Origin of the sequence: Candidatus Arthromitus sp. SFB-turkey (genome assembly GCF_001655775.1) — a bacterium.
In the GTDB taxonomy this organism is placed as follows: Bacteria; Bacillota; Clostridia; order Clostridiales; family Clostridiaceae; genus Dwaynesavagella; species Dwaynesavagella gallinarum.
This window is the reverse complement of sequence record NZ_LXFF01000038.1, coordinates 8,863-9,069: the sequence shown is the minus strand read 5'-3', so window position 1 is coordinate 9,069 and position 207 is coordinate 8,863.

The following is a 207-nucleotide window of genomic DNA, read 5'->3' as shown; positions in this document are numbered from 1 at the left end:
ACCTACGTGAGGTGCGACAGATGAGTTTAATAATAGAATTTATGAGATAGAAATTTCAATCCACGCACCTACGTGAGGTGCGACCCATCAAAAGTAAGTATATATTTAGATGAATTAGGAATTTCAATCCACGCACCTACGTGAGGTGCGACATCACCATAATGTATACCCCCTTAAATAATTTTCATTTCAATCCACGCACCTACG